General features: G+C 66.4%; 16 protein-coding genes. 9 read left to right on the top strand and 7 right to left on the bottom strand.

Translation table 11 applies throughout. From position 1 onward, the window contains the following. Positions 1-63: 63 nt before the first annotated feature. Positions 64-525 carry a DoxX family protein gene (locus LVJ94_16160; GenBank protein ID WXB08761.1) on the top strand — a complete coding sequence of 154 codons (462 nt, stop codon included), beginning with the start codon at positions 64-66 and terminating at the stop codon, positions 523-525. 12 nt (positions 526-537) lie between these two features. Here LVJ94_16160 and LVJ94_16155 read toward each other — a convergent pair whose 3' ends face one another. The 3 genes from LVJ94_16155 to rpsB form a co-directional block, all read right to left on the bottom strand. Then, positions 538-1,455 carry a polysaccharide deacetylase family protein gene (locus LVJ94_16155; GenBank protein ID WXB08760.1) on the bottom strand — a complete coding sequence of 306 codons (918 nt, stop codon included), beginning with the start codon at positions 1,453-1,455 and terminating at the stop codon, positions 538-540. Positions 1,456-1,475: 20 nt separating this feature from the next. Then, complete coding sequence (tsf, locus tag LVJ94_16150) at positions 1,476-2,432, bottom strand: translation elongation factor Ts (GenBank protein WXB08759.1); 957 nt, start codon at positions 2,430-2,432, stop codon at positions 1,476-1,478. A 162-nt stretch (positions 2,433-2,594) separates the two neighbouring features. Beyond that, entirely contained in the window at positions 2,595-3,452 is an 858-nt protein-coding gene (gene rpsB, locus LVJ94_16145; GenBank protein ID WXB08758.1) for a 30S ribosomal protein S2, read from the bottom strand. A 235-nt stretch (positions 3,453-3,687) separates the two neighbouring features. On the opposite strand from rpsB, the gene LVJ94_16140 reads away from it, so the two are divergent. Genes LVJ94_16140 through LVJ94_16120 form a run of 5 tightly spaced genes read left to right on the top strand, consistent with a single transcriptional unit; the run spans position 3,688 to position 7,608 of the window. After that, entirely contained in the window at positions 3,688-5,028 is a 1,341-nt protein-coding gene (locus LVJ94_16140) for a hypothetical protein (GenBank protein WXB08757.1), read from the top strand. Between the two features lie 17 nt (positions 5,029-5,045). Next, positions 5,046-5,210, top strand: coding sequence for a hypothetical protein (locus tag LVJ94_16135; protein ID WXB08756.1), 165 nt, complete (start codon positions 5,046-5,048; stop codon positions 5,208-5,210). 27 nt (positions 5,211-5,237) lie between these two features. Next, entirely contained in the window at positions 5,238-5,534 is a 297-nt protein-coding gene (gene gatC / locus LVJ94_16130; protein WXB08755.1) for an Asp-tRNA(Asn)/Glu-tRNA(Gln) amidotransferase subunit GatC, read from the top strand. 3 nt (positions 5,535-5,537) lie between these two features. Beyond that, positions 5,538-7,007, top strand: a complete 1,470-nt coding sequence (gene gatA / locus LVJ94_16125; GenBank protein WXB08754.1) for an Asp-tRNA(Asn)/Glu-tRNA(Gln) amidotransferase subunit GatA — start codon at positions 5,538-5,540, stop codon at positions 7,005-7,007. A gap of 10 nt (positions 7,008-7,017) precedes the next feature. Continuing rightward, positions 7,018-7,608 carry a GNAT family N-acetyltransferase gene (locus tag LVJ94_16120; protein WXB08753.1) on the top strand — a complete coding sequence of 197 codons (591 nt, stop codon included), beginning with the start codon at positions 7,018-7,020 and terminating at the stop codon, positions 7,606-7,608. Positions 7,609-7,717: 109 nt separating this feature from the next. On the opposite strand, the gene LVJ94_16115 is transcribed toward LVJ94_16120, so the two are convergent. Together LVJ94_16115 and LVJ94_16110 are read right to left on the bottom strand one after the other, a co-directional pair. Continuing rightward, on the bottom strand, positions 7,718-8,452 hold the full coding sequence (locus LVJ94_16115) for a hypothetical protein (protein ID WXB08752.1): 735 nt from the start codon (positions 8,450-8,452) through the stop codon (positions 7,718-7,720). Between the two features lie 75 nt (positions 8,453-8,527). Further along, positions 8,528-10,591: a serine/threonine protein kinase gene (locus LVJ94_16110; protein ID WXB08751.1), complete on the bottom strand. Its 2,064-nt coding sequence runs from the start codon at positions 10,589-10,591 to the stop codon at positions 8,528-8,530. Positions 10,592-10,720: 129 nt separating this feature from the next. On the opposite strand from LVJ94_16110, the gene LVJ94_16105 reads away from it, so the two are divergent. From LVJ94_16105 to truB, 3 genes are read left to right on the top strand one after another with little or no spacing between them, the layout of a single operon-like run. Next, positions 10,721-11,794: an NAD-dependent epimerase/dehydratase family protein gene (locus LVJ94_16105; protein ID WXB08750.1), complete on the top strand. Its 1,074-nt coding sequence runs from the start codon at positions 10,721-10,723 to the stop codon at positions 11,792-11,794. Next, entirely contained in the window at positions 11,791-13,389 is a 1,599-nt protein-coding gene (locus LVJ94_16100) for a 1-acyl-sn-glycerol-3-phosphate acyltransferase (GenBank protein WXB08749.1), read from the top strand. The genes LVJ94_16105 and LVJ94_16100 overlap by 4 nt, the downstream gene beginning before the upstream one ends. A 50-nt stretch (positions 13,390-13,439) precedes the next feature. Continuing rightward, positions 13,440-14,267 carry a tRNA pseudouridine(55) synthase TruB gene (gene truB, locus LVJ94_16095; GenBank protein ID WXB08748.1) on the top strand — a complete coding sequence of 276 codons (828 nt, stop codon included), beginning with the start codon at positions 13,440-13,442 and terminating at the stop codon, positions 14,265-14,267. 46 nt (positions 14,268-14,313) lie between these two features. Here truB and LVJ94_16090 read toward each other — a convergent pair whose 3' ends face one another. Together LVJ94_16090 and LVJ94_16085 are read right to left on the bottom strand one after the other, a co-directional pair. Next, entirely contained in the window at positions 14,314-15,804 is a 1,491-nt protein-coding gene (locus LVJ94_16090) for a CoA-acylating methylmalonate-semialdehyde dehydrogenase (GenBank protein ID WXB08747.1), read from the bottom strand. Between the two features lie 58 nt (positions 15,805-15,862). Then, on the bottom strand, positions 15,863-16,936 hold the full coding sequence (locus LVJ94_16085) for a tetratricopeptide repeat protein (GenBank protein WXB08746.1): 1,074 nt from the start codon (positions 16,934-16,936) through the stop codon (positions 15,863-15,865).

Here is a 16,936-nt window from a genome sequence, read left to right as displayed (position 1 = left end):
TGCAACATGACGTTTCGAAGTGGCCGCTTGTCGCACAAATTGCAACGTACCATCTTCCGGCGTATGAACAACGTCATCGCAGAAGGCGTCGCGAACCACGACGGCGCCGCGCCGAACTCGAGTGCCTCGAGTGCACAGCGCTACCTCGTTCCGGTGGGCCGCGTGTTCTTCTCTCTGATTTTCCTCATGTCGGGCCCGAACCATTTCTCGGCGCAGGCCATTGGCTATGCGGCCGCGGCCGGCGTTCCGCTCGCAAGCGTCGCGGTGCCGCTCTCGGGCATCATCGCCTTCGTCGGTGGCCTCAGCATTGCGCTCGGCTACAAGGCCAAGTGGGGCGCGTGGCTGATTGCCCTCTTCCTCGTGCCGGTGACCATCTCGCTGCACAATTTCTGGGCGTTCACCGACCCGATGCAGCAGCAGATCCACATGGCCATGTTCATGAAAAACATCTCCATGCTCGGCGCCGCGCTCTTCATCACGCAAGTCGGCTCCGGGCCGCTCAGCCTGGACGCACGCAAGAAGTAGCCCTTCTCGCCGTCAGGAAAACGCAGCCGCGGCTTCGCGCAACGTCACGAACGAGTAACCGGCGTTGCGCAGCGTATCGAACGCCGCGTGGAGCGATTCGAGCTTTCGCTCCCGGCTCACGCGCACGTCGGGCTGGTACGGCAGCAGCGCATCGAGCCCGTCGCCTGCATCGAGCACGTCGATGCCGTGAAGCTCCAGGTTGACCAGCGGCATCCCGACGCACATGCGCGCCAGCATGCGCGCACGCGCCGGCCCTGCCAGCGTGATCGACGTGCCGATGACCGGCAGCCGAAGGCCGCGCGTCACCTGAATGGGCAGCTCGAGAAGCCCCTCCTGCGCCGGCTTCCAATAGGGAACGCCGGCCCGGTATGGCTGCACCGGTGCGGTGAGCACGCGCGGCGTGTCCAGCACCGAGTGGCTCGTGCGCCCGCGCAACCGGATCAACCCCAGCGCCGCGGCCTTCGCCGCGTAGTACGCGGGACACGGGAACACCGAGGAGTCGTAGAGCACCTCGAGCTCGCGCAGCACGGAGAACACTTGGTCGGAGATGGTGTAGCCCGGCGCCCGAAAGCCCACGGGCCGCTCGCCGGTGGCCCGCTCGATGGCGTCGGCGCCGGCGCCAATCTGGTGCGCAATCTCCGCGCGCTCGAGGCGCGTCAAATCGTAACGATGATCCAGCGTGTGGTTGGCCATCTCGTGGCCGGCTTCGCGCGCGTGGCGAAGCTTGGTGGCCGACTCGGGGCGCGCCAGATCGGAGCCGATGGCAAACAAAGTCAAAGGCATGCCGCCTGCGGCCGCCATCGCGAGCAAGCGATCGATGGCGACGTCGTAGACAGCATGCCTCGACAACGGGCCCGGCTCCGCGAGCCCGTGGATTCGGAAGTAATTCGGGATCTCGTCGAGATCCACGCTGACCGCGCAGAGCTTCACTAGAGACCCCGAATGGAGTTTCAGCCGGCGGTCATCTTGGCCACTTCGGCCGCGAGATCGTCGGTCTTCTTCTCGATGCCCTCACCCAGCGCGAAGCGCACGAACTCGTGCACCTTCACCTCGCCGCCGAGCGCCTTGCCGACTTCGGCGCGGACCGCGTCGATGGTGCCCTTCTCGGGCGCCCAGACGTTGTCCTGACCGAGCAGGGTGACCTCGGTGTACCACTTGGCAACCTTGCCCTCGATGATCTTGGGCCAGGCGGCTTCCGGCTTCGGCTTCGGCTCCTCGCGGAGCTGGGCCTCGTAGATCTCCTTCTGCTTCGCGACCTGCGCATCGGAGATTTCCTCCTTGCGCACGACCAGCGGGCTCATGGCGGCGATCTGCATCGCGACGTTCTCGATGAACTGCTTGAAGTCCGCCGAGTTGCGGCCCGCGGCATTCGGAGCCTCGGCGCGCACGAGAACGGCGAGCTTGCCGCCCATGTGCACGTAGGCGAGAACGAGCTCGTTGTCGCTGCCGGCCTTGAGCACGTCCCATCGACGAACGACGGTGTTCTCACCGGTCTTGCCGACGAGTGCGAGGCGCACCGTGTCGAGCGTTTCGTCCGAGCCGGGCACCTTCGTCGCGAGAAGCGAGGCGGCGTCCGTCGCGGTGGGGCGCGAAGCCGACTGCGCGAGATCCACGACCTTGCCGACGAAGTTGCGGAACTCGTCGCCGCGGGCGACGAAGTCCGTCTGACAGTTGACCTCGACGATGATGCCGCGCTTGCCGTCGCCTTCGACCCAGGTGCGCACTTCGCCCTCGGTCGCGACCTTGCCGGCGCGGGCCTGGCCCTTGAGGAGCCCCTTCTTCTGGATGACCTCGATGGCCTTCTCCAGATCGCCCTCGGCCTCCACGAGCGCGCTCTTGCAGTCGCTCATTCCGGCTTGGGTGCGCTCACGTAGTTCCTTAACCAATGCGAGTGTAATCTCGGCCATCTTCCGAATCTCCATGCCCCCCCTCAGGGGGGTAATCGATCAAAATTTTCGAGCTTGGGCGGGGGGAGCCGTTCAGGCATCGAGCCGTTTGGCCATCGAGCCGTTTCGGTCTTCAGGCTCTTCAGCCATCACCGAATCAAACCGCTCCCCCCAACCGTTCCCTCAGTTCGGGGCGCCGCCGTCGCGACGCGTGTTGTCGCCGCGCTCACCGCCGCGGCGACCGCTCTGGTAAACGTCGGCCTGCGGGGCGCGACCGCGCTCCTCGCCGCCACGGTCCACGGTGTCCTTGCGGCGCTGCGCACCTTCGAGGACCGCGTCCGCGAGACGGGCGGTGATGAGGCGGATCGAGCGGATCGCATCGTCATTGCCCGGGATCGGGTAGTCGATGAGATCGGGATCGCAGTTCGTGTCGGCGATGGCAACGAGCGGGATCTGCAGCTTCTTCGCCTCTTGCACGGCGATGACTTCCTTCGCCGGGTCGATGATGAAGACTGCGCTGGGCAGAGAGCCCATGTTCTTGAGACCGCCGACGTACTTCTCGAAGCGCTCGCGCTCCTTCTCGAGGCGCGAGACTTCCTTCTTCGGCAGCTGCAGGTACGTGCCGTCGTCCTTCATGCGCTCCAACTGACGCATGCGATCGAGGCCCTGCTTGATGGTGCGGAAGTTGGTGAGCGTGCCACCGAGCCAGCGGTTCACGACGTAGAAGGAGCCCGAGCGGGTGGCTTCCTCTTGCACGATCTCTTGTGCCTGGCGCTTGGTGCCAATCATGAGGAGGTGGCCGCCGCGGCCGACGGTCTCCTGCACGAAGTTGAACGCGCGCTGGAAGAGGCGGGCCGTCTGGTCGAGGTCGATGATGTGGATGCCGTTGCGCGCACCGTAGATATACGGGCGCATCTTCGGATTCCAGCGCTTGGTCTGGTGGCCAAAGTGGACGCCTGCGTCCAGGAGGGCCTTGAGCGGGAGGGGAAAATCACCGCGGAGTTGGGGCAGACCTTGGGCGGAAATGGATTCTTGGGTCATTGAGAGCGCTTCCTTTCGGTTGAGCCGCCGCTCTTCTCCCGAGGCCAGCGTCGGTCTTGCTAGAACCGAGCGCACCGGGCCGCGGATTTGCGCTTGAAGAGCGTGAGGAGTGTGTGTGCCCTTTCGGGCGGGAAATAGCGGCGGCACCCTGACGCAGTGCACCCTTGAAGTCAAGGAAATCTGGACAAACGAGGCTTGAGGGGAGATGGCGGACGCGGCTACCGTAGCTGCCAACATGCGAGCCCCCTCGACCCCCCTAGTCCTTGCGCTGGCGTTCGTCCCCCTTGCGGTCCGTGCCGTCGCGGCATGCGGAGGCGACTCCAGCCCGCCGCCCACGACCCCGGCCATGGCGCCCGAAACGGCGACCACCACCGCAGCCCCACCGCCACCTCCCCCGCCGAAGTCGGTCGGCCCCGATCCGTCGGGGCGAACCTCGGCGGCCGAGGGCAGCTTCGACTACGAGGTGGAGTTTCTGCGCAAGCACGGCACCGTCGAGGTGCTCGAAGCGCCCAATGGCGGTCGCGTGGCCGTGTCGCCCACGTACCAAGGCCGCGTGATGACCAGCGCCATCGGCGCCGCCGAGAAGAGCATCGGCTGGGTGAACCATAAGTTCATCGAGGAAAAGAAAACCGGCGCGGCGTTCGACAACTATGGCGGTGAGGACCGCTTTTGGCTCGGGCCCGAGGGCGGGCAGTTCGCGCTCTTCTTCGCGCCGGGCGCCGAGTTCAATCTGACGAAGTGGCAGACGCCCGCGGCCTTGCAAGAAGGTGCGTGGACCGTTTCCGAGAAGACGGCGACGCGCGTGGTCTTCAAGCGCAACCTCACCTTGAAGAACTACAAGGGGACCGAGTTTTCCCTCGAGGTGGAGCGCACGATCGATCTGCTGAGCGCCGGCGACGTCGAAAAGCTGGCGGGCACGAAGCCTGGCGAAGGCGTGAAGTGGGTGGGCTTCGCCACGACGAACAAGATCACCAACACCGGCTCGAAGGCGTGGACCAAGGATGCCGGCCTCCTCAGCGTGTGGATCCTCGGGCAATTCAACCCGGCCCCCGATGGCTACGTCATCGTGCCGTTCGAGGCCGCGGCCAAGGGCGAGGTGGTCAACGATCGCTACTTCGGCAAGGTGCCGGCCGATCGCCTCGCGACCGAATCGAAGGACGGCTACCTGCGCTTCAAGGCCGACGGGCAGCACCGCAGCAAGATTGGCTTGGGCCCGTCGCGCGCGAAGAACGTGCTCGGCAGCTACGCCGAGTCGGCGAAGCTTCTCACGGTGGTCTCGTACGACAAGCCGAAGGCGAACGACTACGTGAACAGCATGTGGGAAAAGCAGAAGGCGCCGTACGGCGGCGACGTCGTCAACAGCTACAACGACGGGCCGACGGACCCCGGAAAGCCCTCGCTCGGGGGATTCTACGAGCTGGAAACGTCGTCGCCCGCCGCAGCCCTCGCGCCGAAGGCCTCCCTGGTGCACGTAAACCGCACATTCCACTTCGTCGGCGATCGCGCGTCGCTGGAGCCGATTGCGAAGAAGGCGCTCAACGCCAGCTTGGCGAAGGTGGCGGAAGGGATTCACTAGCTGCTAAGCAGGCGGGCATGCATCGCGTCGCCGTCGTGCTCCTTGGGCTGATCTCGTTGGCTGCCGTGGCGGCCGCATGCGGAGGGGCGCCCCCCATGCCGAAAGGGCCGCCGCCCGAATACGAGGAGCACGACGCCGGGACGCCGATCTTCGAAGGGGAAACGGCTTCGCCGGCGCGATAGCTCGTGTGATACGCTGCGCGCATTCCTATGACGACACGCATCGATCGCGCGCAGGTAGAGCACATTGCTCAGCTTGCATCGCTCATTTTGGCCGACGACGAGACGGAGCGCCTCACGCGCGAGCTCGCCGACATGGTGCGGTACGTCGAAGAGTTGAACGAGTTGGACACGGCGAACGTGGAGCCGACAGCCTACGTGCAACTAGAGCGCAGTGAGCTGCGGACCGACGAGGTCGAGCCTTGTTTGGATCCGCAGGAGACGCTCGCACAGGCGCCGCGCTCGGCCCATGGCGGCTTTGCCGTGCCCACGTTCGTGGAGAGCTGACCCATGCCGAGCCATGACGAGGTGCTCGCGATCGCCGAAAGGGTTCGCGCGGGCGAGACGAGTGCGCTGGACGCAACCCAGGCAGCCCTGACGGCCATCGACGCGAGGAACGGCGCGCTGAACGCGTTTCTCACGGTGTCGCACGAGAACGCGCTCGACCAGGCGCGCGCCGTCGACGCCAAGCGCGCCCGCGGTGAGAAGCTGGGGCCTCTGGCCGGCGTGCCCATTGGGATCAAAGATGCCTTGTGCACGCGCGGGGTGGTGACCACGGCCGCGTCGAAGATCCTCGAGGGCTATGTCCCTCCATACGACGCGACGGTGGTCGCGCGGCTGCGCGCGGCCGATGCGATCATCATCGGCAAGACGAACATGGACGAGTTCGCGATGGGCTCGTCCAATGAAAACAGTGCGTATGGCCCGGTGAAAAACCCGTGGGATCCGGAGCGCACGCCGGGCGGTTCGTCCGGTGGAAGCGCGGCGGCGGTGGCAGCGCGCATGGTGAGCGCGACCCTGGGAAGCGATACCGGTGGCTCGATCCGGCAGCCGGCCGCGCTCACGGGAACGGTGGGCATCAAGCCGACCTACGGGCGCGTGTCGCGTTTCGGGCTCATTGCCTTTGCCTCGAGCCTCGACCAAGTGGGCCCCTTCGCCACGGACGTGCGCGGTGCGGCGCGCGTGCTCGGCGTCATCTCCGGCAAAGACCCGAAGGACGCGACCTCGCTGGGTGCGCCGGTGGACGACTACGAGGCCGCGTGCGGCAAGTCGGTCAAAGGGCTGCGCATCGGCGTCCCCGCGGAATACTTCGCCAAGGGGCTCAATCCGGAGGTGGAGGCGAGCATCCGCGCGGCCATTTCCGAGCTGGAGGCCGAGGGCTGCATCGTGCGCCCGGTGAAGCTTCCGCACACGCGCTATGCGTTGGCGACGTATTACATCATCGCGGACGCGGAGGCCTCGAGCAACCTGGCGCGCTTCGATGGCGTCCGCTACGGGCTTCGCGTGGAGCCGTCCGGGCCGGGCAAAGCCGACCTCAAGGCGATGTACGGCGCCACGCGCGACGCGGGCTTCGGCACCGAGGTGAAGAGGCGCATTTTGTTGGGCACGTTCGTGCTCTCGGCCGGGTACTACGATGCGTACTACTTGAAGGCGCAGAAGGTCCGCACCTTGATCCGGCGTGACTTCGAGGAGGCATTCCGCGAGGTCGACGTGATCTGCTCGCCGACGTCGCCGACCCCCGCGTTTCGCCTGGGCGAGAAGGTGGACGATCCCCTCGCCATGTATTTGAACGACGTTTACACGCTCCCCGCGAGCCTTGCGGGCATTCCGGGTTGCAGCGTGCCGGCCAAACCGACGGCGTCGGGGCTTCCGGTGGGGCTGCAGATCGTGGCGCCCTGGCTCGAGGAGGCAAAGATGTTCTCGGTGGCCGCCGCCTTCGAAGCGCGCTCGCCGGGGTTGGTTCCGCCGCTTGCAACGTGAGCAACGGGCGATGCTGAAGGTCGTTCCCCTCGACGCGGCCCATCTCGAGGGCTGGGCCGCCTTGTTCGAGGCGTGCCACTGTTCGTGCTACTGCCGCTACTGGCACTTCATCGGCACGACGAACGACTGGCTCGCGCGCACGGCCTTCTCCGCCGACGTGAACCGCGAGGAGCATGCGCAGGGACTGCTCGCGGGCGATCCCGCTTCGCGCGGACTCGTGGCGCTATCCGAGGCCGATGCCGTCGTTGGCTGGATGAAGCTGGTGCCCCGCTCCACCGTAACGAAGTTGCGCAAGGGCCGCGTGTACGGTGCGCTGGATCTCGGCACGGACGAAGGCGTGTACAGCATCGGGTGCTTTCTCGTGCACCCCGACCATCGCGGAAAGGGCGTGGCGCGCGCGCTCGTTCACGGCGCCGACGAAGCCGTGCGCGCGTGGGGCGGGCGCGCCGTCGAAGCGTACCCGCGACGGTCCAACGACGAGCTCCGACCCGAGGAAGTGTGGATGGGGCCGGAGCAGATCTACATCGATGCAGGATACACACATATCGCCGGAGAGGCCCCCTACCCCGTGTATCGAAAGGATTTAGGGTTTAGGGGGTAGGGTTTAGGGGGTAGGGAGAGATCCTTTCTCCGCGACTGCGACGGGTTTACGGCCCTCCAAGCCAGACTCTGAACGGCAATTTTTACCCTAAACCCTAAACCCTAAACCCTCAGGGGTAGTGAACGCGCGGCTGCGAGCCGCCGTTGTGGCATCCGTTGCAATTGCCGTTGAATGGCGAGGAATTCATCTGCATGGCGCCCGTCGCATCGCGCGCACCGACGTGGCCGCCGCCCGCGTGGGGTTTGCCCTCGAAGAAGAAGTTGCCTTGCTCGTCGCTGTACGTGTTCGTCGCCACGCCGTTCACGACGAGGCGCACCTCGACGTCCTTCGCCGGCTTTTCGTTCTGCGGGTCGGAATACACCGTGCCGCCGAACAGGAACGAGGTCTTCGCTTTGGGGCCGCCGTTGTGGCAGTCGAGACAACCGGTGCCAGCCGGGTTTCGATTGCCAAAGACGCCGTTCGCATGCCCCGTACTGAGCGAGCTCTTTCCGGTGGTCTTCACGTACGCAGGCGCCCCCTCGAAGGGTCCGCCGCTGCCGGGATCCACGGCTCCATCGGTCTCCGTTCCCGCGTCGCCGCTCTGGCCTGCATCCCCACCGCCCGGCGGCGGCTGACTGCCCGGAGGACCTCCGCCACCCGGTGGAGGAGATTTGCTACCGCCGTCGGGCTTGTCCGACGTGCCGCTATCATCGCCGGAGGCGCATGCGGCCATCGCTGAAACACCTGCGATCCCCAGCGTCGCGGTGAGAAGAAGGGTTTTCCAATCCATGAACGGCGGGCAGACCATGATCCGTGCCATCGCGGCACGCGCCCTTCGCTCCGCGAATTGGACGTCCTCGGCCATGCCCTGGATCACCCGTCGCTGGTCCGGCGATCCAGGAGCTCCGCGGCCATCGTCCTTGTCGCCACCTATCTCCGCCTATCGCCCGAGCCGCACCTTCGAAGCGCCCGAGCGGCGGATGCCGCTGTCGGGATGCAGCGCCGTCCAGCGGATCGAACGCAGCATCTCGCACGAGAGGCCGACGAATACCGCGCGCATCACGTCGTCGGCGTCGGCGATCTTCAAGTTGGTCATCTGCCCGATGAGCGCGCGCACCGAGCTCGTCCCGTCGACCTTGCGCAAGATGTACGACTCGCGCTCGGGCAGCCGCAGCACCTCGATGCGCACCGGCGGGTTCGGCACGCGTTCGAGAACGTCGTCCTCGATGGGGGCGAGAAGCTGCACCAGCTCGCTCACCGTGTAGCCCTCGCGGATGCCGCGTGCGATGAGTTCGAACGGGTCGACGCCCAGGGGAAACGTCTCCTCGTGCGAGCGCGCGCCGCGCGTGAAGCTGATGCTCGCGTCGGGCCAGCCGAGAACGTCCATGTAGCGCATCTGCGTCTGATCGTGGATCGCGCGGAAAAGCTCGATGGGCCGCAACACGCCCAGGCCCACCAGCGCGTCGCCCAGCCGCCCGCCGAACTTCGGCAGCATGGCCAGCGCCATTTCGACCTCCATGCGCAGCACCTGGCCGGTCGCCACCAAGTGCTCGCCGAGCAGCTCGCGGCGATCCGTCGAGGCGACGAACTCCGGTGCGCCCTCCACGAGGAAGATCTTCTTCTGCTTCTCCTCGTTGCGGAAGACCAGCGCGCCCGTTTCGCGTTCCAGCGCGAGTTGGAACAGGTACGCGGGGAGCGTGGCCCGATCGAGCATGCTCTTCTCGGCGCCGTCGGCGTCGTCGTCCCAGCGGAGCGCGGGGCTGGTGACGAAGCGCGAGAACTCCTTGTAGTGCAGCGCCGGCTTGAAGCGCCCCGACTCGCGCGCCACGAGGGACCGGCTGCCGATGGCGCCCGTCGCGAACAACTCGATGACCCGCGGGTACGACATGGGCTGGCTCGCGGTGCCGTCACCCAAGTCGACCCGGTAGATCTGCGGCGCCACCTCGTAGGAGCCGCCGCTGTCGTAGGAGCCATCGCCGCGCGGATCGTTGCGAACCACGTCGTCCGGCTCGAGGATGGCGGTGCCCGGCCGGCTTGGCTCGTTGTCGCTCGAGACATCGGGCCCGTCGATCAAACCGAGCCGCTCGATCCACGCCGAAAGCCGCGCGGGACCGACCTGCAGACGGCGCCGCCGGATGATCTCCTCGATGGCCTCCGCGAAGACGGCCGCGTTGGAGTAGCGCAGCAGCTTGTCCCGCGCGAGCGCGCGCAGAAGCACGGATTTCACGTCGTCCGGAAGCAGCGAACCGGCGCGATCGATGGGGCCGAGATCCGCATCACGGATGCGCAAGAGCACGTCGAGCTCGCGGCCGCCCGAGAAGAGAGGGCGCAAGGTCACCAGCTCCGCGAGGACGATGCCCACGGTGAAAAGGTCGCTCCGCGCATCGAGTTCGCGGCCCGTCACCTGCTCCGGCGACATGTAACCGAGCTTGCCTTTGAGCTGGCCCTGGTCCGTGCGCCGCTCGAAGTCCGAGGCGCGTGCGATGCCGAAATCCGTCAACTTGACCGCGCCCGACCGATCAATGAGTACATTGCCCGGTGACACGTCGCGGTGGACCAGGTTGAGGGGGCGCCCTTTGCGATCGCGCGCGGCGTGCGCGTACTCGAGGCCGCGCAAAATGCTGAGGGCCACGTGGAGCGACACCTCCAGCGGGAGCTCCTCCCCGCGGGCGGCGGCGGCGCGAATCAGGCGAGCGCCCGTCGTGCCGTCGACGTACTCCATGGCCATGTAGAGCTCTTCGTCCTGCTCGCCGAAGTCGAAGACCTGGACGATGTTCGGGTGCGAGAGGTTGGCACACACGCGCGCCTCGTCCACGAACATCGCGACGAAATCCGGATCGCGTGCCAGCTGTGGAAGGATGCGCTTGACGGCACAGAGCTTTTGAAAACCGCGCGGTCCAGCCCGGCGCGCCAGATACACCTCGGCCATGCCACCCGTGGCAAGGCGTTCAATGAGCTCGTACGGCCCGAGACGGGGCGGCACGGCATGGCTCGAGTTGCCCACGTTCCCGGGAAGATTATCGCACCACCCCGTATGCAACGAAGTACCAACTTCGGCCGCGGCGTACTACTGTCGTTCCGCGCCTTTCAGACCTCCCATCCGACCTCCCACCTAAGCATGGCGCTCCAATCGATGGCCTCTGACTCGAAATCTGGACAGCTTGCCGCTACCCGCTCACGAGAAAGCGGCCGCAAGACTGCGCTCCGCGACACCAGCCGAGGCGGTCCGGTCGTAGCCCTCACCGGCGCAGCGTCTTTTTTAGGCACCAACGTCATTGGCTTGTTGGAGGAGGACGAGCGCGTGCAGCGCATCGTCGCCATCGACATCAAGGCGCCCTCCACGGCAGGGAAAAAGACCCGTAGTTACGAGGTCGACTTTACCCAGCCCACGGCGGAGGCCCGGCTTGCGGAAGTGCTCGCTGCCGAGCGGGCCGACATTGTGGTTCACCTCGCCTTTTTGGCGAACCCTACGCCAGCGAGCGCCTGGGCCCACGAGCTCGAGAGTGTCGGGACCATGCACGTCCTGGTGGCCGCCCGGCATGCGCAGGTCCGCAAGGTCGTGATGTGGTCGCAGACCTTGCTGTACGGAGCACATCCGTCCAATCCGAATTTTCTCTCCGAGCGGCACCCGCTCCGGGCGGACCGGCACGAGCCATTCTTCGTCGACAAGGTCGAAGCGGAGGCGGAAGCGAGCAAGTTCGCCCGACGCGCGCCCGGCTCGGTGGTGACCGTTCTGCGCATGGCGCCGCTTCTGGGGCCGACCGTGCACAATTACATGACGCGCTACCTCGCCCACCGGATGGTGCCCACGATGATGGGCTTCGATCCGCTGCTGCAGTTCCTGCACGAGGTCGATGCGATTGCGGCACTCAAGCTCGCCATCGACCGCGATGTGCCGGGCACCTTCAACATCGTGGGCGATGGCGTGCTGCCGCTCAGCACCGTCATCAAACTGGCCGGGCGCATCGCCCTGCCGATCCCGCACCCGGTGGCCGAATCTGTCTGCGCGCTCGGATGGTTGGCCCAGGTGGCGGAGGTCCCGCCCGCGTTCCTCAAGTATTTGCGCTTCCTCTGCGTCGCCGATGGTACGAAGGCGCAGAAGGAAATGGGATTTCGCCCGGCTTACACCACCCGCGAAGCGCTGCTGGATTTCGTGAGCGCCCAACGACTGCGCGACGTCAAGCTGCTGCAGGAGAACGTGGCATGACGCGCAAGAGACGGCACGCTTCGCGAGGGCCGCAGCAGGGCCAATCGGCCGCGCCTCCGCGCGATGGGCAGCAACCGTCGCACCAGACGCACCAGCCTGGCACGAACGGTACGCCGCATCCCCAGCACCAAGCCAACCAGGTCCAGGCCCAGCCCCAGGCCAATCAGGCCCATCCCAAGAAACGGCGCCGGCATAAGCCGCATGGGGCCACGGAGAATCCGGCCATCACGCACGAGCGCCAAGCGATGCGCACGGGCGCGAAACCGCTGCGCGGGCCCATTCCGCATGGCTCCGCGGCCACGTTGCCACCGGATGACGAGGCGCCGACGGAGTCGGTGCAGTTCATTCCGCATTCGCCGTCCTCGGTTCCCCCTACCCCGTCGCTGCGTCATCAGACCTTGGAATTTGGTGAGTATTCCGACTTTGCCGATTCGGCCGACGAGGAAGAGGACGACGACGAGGACGGCGACGAGCAAACGCCGACGGCGCGCCGGCCGCGGCCCGAGGAGCCGGAGCTGGTGGCCGCGCAGATCCGCGAGCTCGAGGCGCACCTCGACGCCATGATCGACCAAGCGTCGACCCACGTTCTGCCGAACGTCGACGATGACGACGACGACGAGCTGCGCGGCGGGCCCGGGTCCAACAGCGACGACTCGGATCCCGCGCCCACGGTGACGAGCTTGGGCACCGGCCATTCGGTGCGCAACGTTGCCGGCGGCCCGGAGACGGAGCCCACCGTCTTCGACACCGCGCGCGAGCTGCTCTCGACCGATTTTTACCTGCGCAAGTGGGGCCGCCTCGGAATGCGCAACCGCTCCGAGGAGATCGACGACTTCGGCTACGACCCGGTGTACGACTCCAAGGTTCGTCCGCTGTTCGATTTTCTCTACGACCGCTACTTCCGCGTGGAGACGATTGGCGCCGGCAACATCCCGGCGGAGGGGCGCTGCCTCTTGGTGGCGAACCACTCGGGCACGCTCCCGTACGACGGCGCGATGATCAAGACCGCCGTGAAGCGCGAGCATCCTCAGCACCGCGACGTGCGCTGGCTGGCGGAAGACTTCATCTTCCACTTTCCCTTCCTGGGCTCGTTCACCAACCGCATCGGCGCCGTGCGCGCATGCCAGGAAAATGCCGAGCGCCTGCTTCGGCAGGAAGCACTCGTGGCGGTTTTTCCCGAGGGCGTGAAGGGCATCGGGAAGCTTTACCGCGACCGCTACCGGCTGCAGCGCTTCGGGCGCGGTGGGTTCGTCAAGCTTTGCCTTCGCACGAACACGCCGATCGTGCCCGTGGTGGTGGTGGGCGCCGAAGAGGCAAACCCGATGCTGCTTCGGGTCGAGTACTTCGCGCGCGCCTTGGGGCTGCCGTACATCCCCGTCACGCCGACGTTTCCTCTGCTCGGTCCCGCAGGCCTCGCGCCAGCGCCGACGAAGTGGAAGATCATCTTCGGCGATCTGCTGGACGTCGCGAGCTACGGGCCGGAAGCGGCCGATGACGAGCTCCTCGTGGGGCGCCTGGCCGAGCGTGTGCGCACGACGATTCAGGACATGCTCGACAAGGCGCTCGGCGAGCGCAAGTCCGTGTTCTTCGGTTGAGCCCTCGATTGAGAGTTGGCGGCGTCCTCATCGTCGACAAGCCTTCGGGCATGACGAGCCACGATGTGGTGCAGCGGCTTCGGAAACGGCTGAAAACGCGGGCCATCGGGCACGCGGGCACGCTGGATCCGATGGCCACGGGCGTGCTCGTGGTGGCCATCGGGACGGCGACGAAGTTGGTGCCGTATCTGACCCTGGCCGACAAGACGTACGAGGTCACGGTGAAACTCGGCGTCACCACCGACTCGCTGGATGCCGATGGCGCCGTGACCGAGCACGCGGCGGTGCCGGCCGACTTCGCAGCGCGGTTGCCGGAGGCCATCGCGCGCGAGGTGGAACGCCTCGAGCAGGTGCCACCCAACGTGTCGGCGATCCACCACGAAGGGATGCGCGCCCACGAGCTCGCGCGCCAGGGCAGAGAGTTCCAGCTGGCCGCGCGCCCCGTGCAGGTGCGAAGCATCGAGCTGCTCGGCGCAGGCGAAAGCGAGTTCTCCGCGCGCCTCACCGTGGAGAAGGGCTACTACGTGCGCGCCTTCGCACGCGATCTCGCGGCGCGGCTCGACACGGTGGGCCACGTGACATCGCTCCGGCGCACGCGCTCGCACCCGTTCACCGTCGAGGAAGCCTGCTCGCTGGAAGCGCCCGATCTGGATGCGCGCATCCTGCCGCTGGAAACAGCGGCCGCGCGCGCGATGCCGGCAGCGCAGTTGACGGAGCAAGGCGCGCGCGACGCGGCATGTGGCCGCGCCGTCGCGAAGGAGAACATCGCCGGCGTCCTCTCCGACGCCGTGCACGCCTGGTTCGATCCCACCGGAAAGCTGGTGGCGCTCGGCGAACGACGCGCCGACGAGCGCCACTTCGTGGTCCGCGGGATTTAAGCCCCCCCACCCCAACCCTCCCCCTCCGGGGGAGGGAGCCGTAACGTCAGTGATTCTGCGGGAATCCGAGGTTCACGCCTCGGAATTTCGGATCGGGCCAGCGCGCGATGACCACCTTGTTGCGCGTGTAGAAGCGCACGCCGTCGCGGCCGTAGATGTGCAGATCGCCGAAGAGCGACTTCTTCCACCCGCCGAAGGAGTAGTACGCCATCGGCACGGGGATGGGCACGTTCACGCCCACCATGCCGACTTGCACCTCGCTCTGGAACTTGCGCGCGGCGCCGCCGTCGTTGGTGAAGATGGCCACGCCGTTGGCGAAGACGTGCTCGTGAATGAGCTTCACCGCGTCGGCGTACGTGGGAACACGCACCACCGAAAGAACCGGGCCGAAGATCTCTTCCTGGTAGATGCTCATCTCGGGACGCACGTCATCGAAGAGGCAGGGGCCGAGGAAGAAGCCCTTCTCGTGGCCTTTCACCTTCAAGGTGCGGCCGTCGGCGACGAGCTTCGCGCCCTCGGCCACGCCCTTTTCCACGTAGGACACGACGCGCGAGAGGTGCTCTTTCGTCACCAGCGGCCCCATCTCGCTGGCCGGGTCCAGGCCGTTGCCGATCTTCAACGCCGCCATACGCTCGCGGATCTTCGGCAAAAGCTTGTCGGCCGCGTCGCCCACCGTCACGAGCACGCTGATGGCCATGCACCGCTCGCCCGCCGAACCGTAGCCTGCGCTCACCGCCGCGTCGGCCGCGAGGTCCATGTCCGCGTCGGGGAGCACCACCATGTGGTTCTTCGCCCCGCCGAGGGCCTGCACGCGCTTGCCGTTCTTGGTGCCCGTCTCATAGATGTACTTTGCAATCGGCGTGGAGCCGACGAAGCTCACCGCCCCGACGTCGGGGTGCTCGAGCAAGGCATCCACCGCGACCTTGTCGCCGTGCACGATGTTGAGGACGCCCTCGGGAAGGCCCGCCTGCTTCAGCAGCTCGGCACAGTAATTCGTCACCGAAGGATCCTTCTCGCTCGGCTTGAGGACGAAGGTGTTCCCGCATGCGATGGCGATGGGGTACATCCACATCGGCACCATCGCCGGGAAGTTGAACGGCGTAATGCCGGCGCACACGCCCACCGGCTGCCGGATCGAATAGCTATCGACCTCCGTGGAGACGTTCTCGCTGAACTCACCCTTGGCGAGCTCCGAAATCCCACAGGCGAACTCGATGACTTCCAGCCCGCGCTGCACCTCGCCGCCCGCGTCGGAGAGCACCTTGCCGTGCTCCGACGTGAGCATCTTCGCGATGGTGTCCTTGTTCCGCTCCACGAGCTCGCGGTACGCGAAAAGCACGCGGCTTCGCTTGGCCAGAGAGGCCTTGCCCCACGATTCGAGCGCCTTCTTCGCGGAGGCGACGGCGCGGTCTACATCCCCGCGGCTGGCATAGACGACTTGCGCCGTCTTCTCGCCCGTGGCGGGATTGTATACGTCCCCCTTGCGATCCCCCCCGTCAACGGCCTCGTTGTCGATCCAATGTTTGACGACGTCCATGGGAAGGACGCTAGCAAACGACCCGGGTTAACGCACCCGGAGTGCTCGGGCAAAACGGCTATTTCTTTGGTGCGGGCGTGGCCTTTCCCTGCTGCGTCTTCTTGCCACCGGCCGCGCCACCGCTCTTTTGCTTGGCCAGCTCGATGCGCTCTTGCGCCGTCCGCGCGAACGGACCGCTGGGCGCCAGACGGAGGTAGGCCTCGTATTCGCTGATGACGTCCTTCCATTTTTCCAGGACGGCATAACGGCCGGCCAGCCAATAATGCGGATCGGCATGGCTCGGGGCCTTGGCCACGGCCATCTGGAAGTCGAGCAGCGAACCTGGCTCGTCGCGAAGGGCCACCTTGCAGAGGCCGCGCTCGTAGCGCAACTCGGGCGTATCTTTGATGGCGATGGCTTTGTCCAATGTCGGCACACAGTCGGCAGCCGCGCCCGCGAGCCGCATCTCTTTGGCGATGGCGCCCAGCGTATCGACGTTGTTCTCGGCGAGCGGCCGCGCCGAACGAAGCTTGGCGGCCGCCTCGTCGGTGCGCTTCCACACCACCAGCCAGTGGGCATACGTCACCTGGAACACCGGATCCTCCGGGGCCAAGCGCGTCGCCTCTTCGAAGGCGCGTGTCGCGCCTGCGACATCACCCTTGGTCGCGAGGCCCACGGCGAGGTTCAAGTGCAGCCCCGGATGCTTCGCGTTCTTCTGCAGGCCCTGGCGCGTGATCAGGAGCGCCTCGTTGATGCGCTCCCCTTCGATGTAGAGTGCACCCAAATTGACGTAGGCGTTGTCCAGATCCGGCCGTTGCTGCAACGCGGCCAGGTAGTTCTCCTCGGCGCTCTTCTTGTCGCCGGCCTGATCGGCCACGAGCCCCAGGTAGTAGAGCGCGTCGGCGTCCTTGGGGTTCTTCTTCACGGCGGCTTCGAAGTGCTTTTTCGCACCCGCCACGTCGCCGCTCTGAAAGGACTTGATGCCCTGCCCCGCCTCCTCGCTCGTCGGCGGTGCGACCGCCGGCGTGGCTGCACTTGCGACCGGCTTGGCGGACGGTGCGGGTTGCGCCTGGGTGGCGGGGTCTTTCTTGGAACCTCCACATGCTGCGAGAGAAATCGCTGAAGCTACGAAAAGCACCCCGAACGCTCTCAT

This window comes from Sorangiineae bacterium MSr11367 (assembly GCA_037157805.1).
GTDB lineage: Bacteria > Myxococcota_A > Polyangia > Polyangiales > Polyangiaceae > Pendulispora > Pendulispora rubella.
Note: the sequence above shows the minus strand (reverse complement) of the source record. Positions and strands in the feature narration are given on the sequence as shown.

Coding starts and splice junctions, on each gene's coding strand:
- LVJ94_16160 (WXB08761.1), top strand. CDS start 64: ATGAACAACGTCATCGCAGAAGGCGTCGCGAACCACGACGGCGCCGCG.
- tsf (WXB08759.1), bottom strand. CDS start 2,432: ATGGCCGAGATTACACTCGCATTGGTTAAGGAACTACGTGAGCGCACC.
- rpsB (WXB08758.1), bottom strand. CDS start 3,452: ATGACCCAAGAATCCATTTCCGCCCAAGGTCTGCCCCAACTCCGCGGT.
- LVJ94_16140 (WXB08757.1), top strand. CDS start 3,688: ATGCGAGCCCCCTCGACCCCCCTAGTCCTTGCGCTGGCGTTCGTCCCC.
- LVJ94_16135 (WXB08756.1), top strand. CDS start 5,046: ATGCATCGCGTCGCCGTCGTGCTCCTTGGGCTGATCTCGTTGGCTGCC.
- gatC (WXB08755.1), top strand. CDS start 5,238: ATGACGACACGCATCGATCGCGCGCAGGTAGAGCACATTGCTCAGCTT.
- gatA (WXB08754.1), top strand. CDS start 5,538: ATGCCGAGCCATGACGAGGTGCTCGCGATCGCCGAAAGGGTTCGCGCG.
- LVJ94_16120 (WXB08753.1), top strand. CDS start 7,018: ATGCTGAAGGTCGTTCCCCTCGACGCGGCCCATCTCGAGGGCTGGGCC.
- LVJ94_16115 (WXB08752.1), bottom strand. CDS start 8,452: ATGGCCGAGGACGTCCAATTCGCGGAGCGAAGGGCGCGTGCCGCGATG.
- LVJ94_16105 (WXB08750.1), top strand. CDS start 10,721: ATGGCCTCTGACTCGAAATCTGGACAGCTTGCCGCTACCCGCTCACGA.
- LVJ94_16100 (WXB08749.1), top strand. CDS start 11,791: ATGACGCGCAAGAGACGGCACGCTTCGCGAGGGCCGCAGCAGGGCCAA.
- truB (WXB08748.1), top strand. CDS start 13,440: ATGACGAGCCACGATGTGGTGCAGCGGCTTCGGAAACGGCTGAAAACG.
- LVJ94_16090 (WXB08747.1), bottom strand. CDS start 15,804: ATGGACGTCGTCAAACATTGGATCGACAACGAGGCCGTTGACGGGGGG.
- LVJ94_16085 (WXB08746.1), bottom strand. CDS start 16,936: ATGAGAGCGTTCGGGGTGCTTTTCGTAGCTTCAGCGATTTCTCTCGCA.